Consider the following 4,993-nt stretch of genomic DNA (forward strand, 5'->3'; position numbering starts at 1 on the left):
ATTAGATGCAGTGGGTTTTTATCAGTCTATTCCTAAGATACTTTTCACCGCTATTCCAACTATGAAAGAAAGAGTGGCAATACCAAGACTCAGGAAAGTCATTTCAAAAAATCTTTTTTTGAATGAGGCTCCTGTGGCCACAGCAACATAATAGTTGAATACAAAAATTATAAATATGGCGGTCATCAGAGTAAGGATCAATGCTGTATAGGGGGAGAATCCCAATAAAAAAGGTGCTACTAAGAGGGACACGGTGAGTATGTATGTCACCCCTGTATAGATCGCTGCTCTTTTATGATTTTTATCAGAGTTCTTCTCAGATTTCGAAGAAAGATATTCTGAAGCGCCCATAGACAGTGAAGCTGCAATTCCAGTGATCAGGCCAACCATTGCAATAACTTTTGAATTATCAAGGGCAAAAGTATAGCCTGCAAGGGCACCAGTAAGCTCAATAAGAGCATCATTGAGCCCCAAGATTATAGAGCTCACATAAATAAGCTTCTCTTCTTTCAAGAGATCGACTACATCTATCTCATGATTTTCCTCATCTTTCAAAACCCGTTGTATTTCAGGCAGAGTCTTCAATATACTTTTATAATTCTCCTGGGCTTTTTGTTCTCCCAGTTCCATTGCTTTGAGACCAAAAGTAAGCCCAAAATATTTTGCCATAAAGTAATTTTTTTTGGCTCTAAAGCAATTTGGCTTCATTTCGCATTTAGTATACTGTTTGAAAAATTCATAGTGAGAATGCTCTGATTCTGCAAGTTTTATGAGGACATCTTTATTGTTTTCACCGCTTATTTTTGAGAGCATCATATAAGTGTGATACTCTGTTATTTCATCTCTTTGAAATTTTTTTAGAAGTTTTAGCAAGTTTTTTTCCAACATATCACCCCCTATACCTTAAAAGTTCACCTCACTCTGCTGCATTTTTTTTGTTAATTCATTATTTAGATATAAGTATTATTGAACTTCGAGAATGCACTAGATATTTTTTCCTTTTTACTACAGTCGGGTCTTCTAGGAAATCTTCCTCTAAGAACGTATCTACAACTCTATACCATTTTTTACCATTTCTCAGAATAGGCAGCTCAAATATTAAAGGCTCATGATATGAATTTAAAACAACATATATATCATTGTCTTTTTCTTCAATTTCTCTGGTATCTCCTCCGTCAATCATGAAAGCAATACTTTTTGAATGATGCGACCAGTCTGGAGTACACGCTTTCACTCCGTGCCATGTTATATCTCTATAACCGTCTCCGTCGATATCAGTATCTGTAAAAAAGTGAGCTCTCTTAAGTGCCTGATGTTTCTTTCTAAATTCTATCATGTTTTTCATAAAGAGATGTATGTCTTTAAATTCTTCCAGTCTGTCCCAGTTCAGCCAGTTCAGCTCATTATCCTGGCAATAAGCATTATTATTTCCCTGCTGAGTTTTACCCATTTCATCTCCCATTAGGATCATAGGAACTCCCTGTGAAAGCATGAGTATTACCAGGAAATTTTTAACTTGTCTTTTTCTCAATCTTATAATTACAGGGTCCAAAGTGTCACCCTCTATACCGTGATTATAAGAATTGTTATGATTGTCCCCGTCTCTATTATATTCTCCATTGGCATGATTGTGTTTCTTATTATAAGAAACCATATCCCACATGGTAAATCCGTCATGAGAGGTTACAAAATTTATACTGTGATAGGGCCTTCTTCCGAATTTTCTAAAAAGATCAGGACTTCCTACTATTCTTGTTGCCAGATCCTCTACCTGTCCCATATCACCACGTACAAATCTTCTCACTGTATCCCGAAATTTTCCGTTCAATTCAGCCCATCCACAAGGAAATTCTCCCAGAAAGTACCCTCCGGCAGCATCCCATCCTTCGGCTATAAGTTTGGCTCCAGAAAGAACGGGGTCATCGGCGATATCTTTCAGCAAAGAAAGGTCACCTATCCATTTACCAGTACTGTCCCGTCCGAGAATTGCAGCCAGGTCAAAACGGAATCCGTCTACATTTAGCTGTCCATACCAGTATCTTAGACTATTTATTATAAGTTCTTTCACCACAGTGTGACTGCAGTTCACTGTATTTCCTGTCCCGGAATAGTTTGAATAATACATTTTATTTTTTTCGAGGATATAATAGACAGAGTTATCGAGTCCTTTAAAGGATATGATAGGCCCCATCTCATTACCTTCACCTGTATGATTAAAGACCACATCGAGAATAACCTCTATACCCGCCTTATGCAGTGCCTCCACCAGTTGGCGAAACTCGATAACATGGCCTCCCAATTTTCCAAGTATTTTCCTGTCCCCGGAAAGATAGTTGGAAGTAGGGGCATAAAAGCCTATAGGGTTATAACCCCACACATTTTTTAGTTTTTCTCCTGTTATGGGATTTGTTCCCACCACATCGTTTTCATCAAATTCAAATATAGGCAGTAGTTGTACTGCTGTGATTCCCATATCCTTTAGATGATCTATTTTTTCTATGACTCCCTTATAAGTACCAGGATTATCTACATGTGAATTTGGGTTTGCAGTAAACAGTCTTACATGCATCTCATAAATAATTGTATCCCGAAATTCATTTTTAGGTTTCATATCATCAGACCAGTTATAGGTTCTCGTATCCAGGATCATCCCTTTTCTAGGTGATTTTGGGCACCCGTTTTTAGGTGTTATACACTTGGCATAAGGATCTATGAGAAGTTTTTCAGCAGAAAACCTATGCCCTAGCTTCATATCAAAAGGCCCGTCTACTATCCATCCATAATAATTACCTTCTGTCATTCCCTCTAAATAAACATGCCATATATCACCTGTTTTATTCACACGTTTATCCAGTTTATATGAAAAACAAGGTTCACAGTCATCTGAGTTTTTAAATATATATAAAGTCATTTCAGTTGCATTTCTGCTGAATATTCCAAAATTTACTCCTGTATCAAGAACAATTGCTCCCATAAAATAAATTCCTGGCCTAGCTATAAATGTTTTCATAACACCACCTCCAAAACTCTATCTATATAATACTCTATTTTTTCTATTTTCATTTATTGTTTGAATAAAAAATAAAAAGACAGAAGAAGAATCTGCCTTTTATCTCAAAGTTTTTTTACCTGTAAAAAAAACTTATAATATCAATGTTTTCAAGTGATACAGAGAATATATTCTCCTTTATCTCATTTTGTAAGAGGCACCGTAATTGTTATAGTGAACTTTTGAAAACTCCATATCTTCTTCAGTATAAGGTGGTCTTTCCTGTGCAGGATAACCCATTGCAAGTACAGCCAGTACTCTGAGGTCACCCTCTATACCTAATATCTCTTTGGCTATTACATCTGCTCCTCTTCCATCATGAGAAGGTCTGTTATTCAGCTGTACCCAGCACGATCCCAGTCCTTGTTCCTCTGCCTCTAGCTGCATAAATGTAAGAGCGATAGAGCAGTCCTCTATCCATGTGTCAGATTTCTCAGCGTCACCTAGTACCACTACTGCCAGAGGTGCATCTTTTACTAATTGTCCTCCTGCAGGTTTTGCATGTGATAGTTTTTCAAGTTTTACACTATCATCTACAACTACAAATTCCCAGGGTCTTTTGCTCTTTCCACTAGGTGAAATTAGTCCAGCTTTCAGGATAGCCTCTAATTTTTCCACCTCAACTTGCTTTTCCTGAAATTTTCTTATACTTCTTCTTTTTTTTAGTAGTTCTAATAACATTTTTGTTCCTCCTTTAATCCTCTATTAAACTATAAAGTAATTCGATTTCATCTTTCCATAATGTTTCATCTATTGTCTCGAGAATAATAGGCATTTTATCAAATCTGGAATCGTTCATGAATCTTTTAAAAAAGTCCATCCCCAGAACCCCTTTGCCTATACTGTCGTGTCTGTCTTTTCTGCTTCCTGTATCAAACTTGGAGTCGTTCAGATGAACAGCCTTCAGGTATTTGAAACCTACTTTTTCTTCAAAATCCTCCATAGTTTTTTCATATCCCTCTCTGTCTTTCAGCTCATAACCGGCAGCAAGAGTATGACAAGTATCGAGGCAGACCCCTATTCTGGATTTGTCTTTTATTTTTTCTATTATATAAGCCAGGTCTTCAAATTGATTTCCTAGATTTGATCCCTGACCTGCTGTATTTTCAAGTACCACAGAAATAGATTCAGTCTCTTCCAGGGCTTTGTTTATACATTCTGAAATATAGTCTAGACATTCTTCTCTGGATATTTCATTCAGATGACTTCCAGGATGTGTATTGATATACTTCAGACCCAGCTGCTCACATCTCTTCATCTCGTCGATAAAGGCATTCAGAGATTTTTCTCTTTTTTCTGCATCTGGATTTCCCATATTTATCAGATAACCGTCATGGGGAAGGACTATGTCTGGAGTATATCCGTTTTCCTCCATGGCTTCTTTAAATTTTTTTATATCTTTATCAGTGAGTGGTTTTGCATCCCAACGTCTCTGGTTTTTCACAAAAAGTCCAAAGGCCCTTGCCCCTATACCTTTTGCATTTATAGGGGCGTTAAAAGCCCCTCCTGAAGCACTTACGTGCGTTCCAATGTACTTGTTTTTTATCTTTTCTTCTCGGGTTCTTGTATCTTTTTTAGTTTTTTTATTCATTACAATACTACTCCCATGGTAAAATTTGTACTTATGTAAGTATAGCATATTTTATAGCCATAAATTAAGACTATATTGCTTAAAATGTTAAAAACAAATACATTCATATGATCTTATAGAAGAAAGACGGCTATCAAATATTTTCATTTGATAACCGTCTTTATTGTATTTAAACTTTGTTTTGGTCCTTTATAAGGATAGGTCCCATTTTATTCAGATACTTATCCTGTGAATAGTCTTTTAAGATTAAGTCTAGAGGCTGTGCCTTATCAAAATAATATCCTTGAAAATTATAGCATCCAAGAGACATAAGCTTTTCTATTTGTTCTTTAGTTTCTACACCTTCTGCAATC

5 protein-coding genes are annotated in these 4,993 nt (G+C 36.4%); all 5 read right to left on the minus strand.

The annotated features are described in order from the left end of the window. Positions 1 to 21: 21 nt before the first annotated feature. Positions 22 to 888: a VIT1/CCC1 transporter family protein gene (locus ABZA26_RS07395; protein ID WP_372713880.1), complete on the minus strand. Its 867-nt coding sequence runs from the start codon at positions 886 to 888 to the stop codon at positions 22 to 24. Positions 889 to 946: 58 nt separating this feature from the next. Beyond that, positions 947 to 3,010 carry a glycogen-debranching protein gene (locus tag ABZA26_RS07400; RefSeq protein WP_372713881.1) on the minus strand — a complete coding sequence of 688 codons (2,064 nt, stop codon included), beginning with the start codon at positions 3,008 to 3,010 and terminating at the stop codon, positions 947 to 949. A 177-nt stretch (positions 3,011 to 3,187) separates the two neighbouring features. Then, on the minus strand, positions 3,188 to 3,730 hold the full coding sequence (locus ABZA26_RS07405; RefSeq protein ID WP_372713882.1) for a nitroreductase family protein: 543 nt from the start codon (positions 3,728 to 3,730) through the stop codon (positions 3,188 to 3,190). 13 nt (positions 3,731 to 3,743) lie between these two features. Next, entirely contained in the window at positions 3,744 to 4,640 is an 897-nt protein-coding gene (nfo, locus tag ABZA26_RS07410; RefSeq protein ID WP_372713883.1) for a deoxyribonuclease IV, read from the minus strand. Positions 4,641 to 4,809: 169 nt separating this feature from the next. Beyond that, a partial coding sequence (locus tag ABZA26_RS07415; RefSeq protein WP_372713884.1) for a hypothetical protein occupies positions 4,810 to 4,993 on the minus strand: 184 nt, incomplete at its 5' end.

The organism is Ilyobacter sp. (assembly GCF_041583315.1).
Lineage (GTDB): Bacteria > Fusobacteriota > Fusobacteriia > Fusobacteriales > Fusobacteriaceae > Ilyobacter.

Coding starts and splice junctions, on each gene's coding strand:
- ABZA26_RS07395 (WP_372713880.1), bottom strand. CDS start 888: ATGTTGGAAAAAAACTTGCTAAAACTTCTAAAAAAATTTCAAAGAGAT.
- ABZA26_RS07400 (WP_372713881.1), bottom strand. CDS start 3,010: ATGAAAACATTTATAGCTAGGCCAGGAATTTATTTTATGGGAGCAATT.
- ABZA26_RS07405 (WP_372713882.1), bottom strand. CDS start 3,730: ATGTTATTAGAACTACTAAAAAAAAGAAGAAGTATAAGAAAATTTCAG.
- nfo (WP_372713883.1), bottom strand. CDS start 4,640: ATGAATAAAAAAACTAAAAAAGATACAAGAACCCGAGAAGAAAAGATA.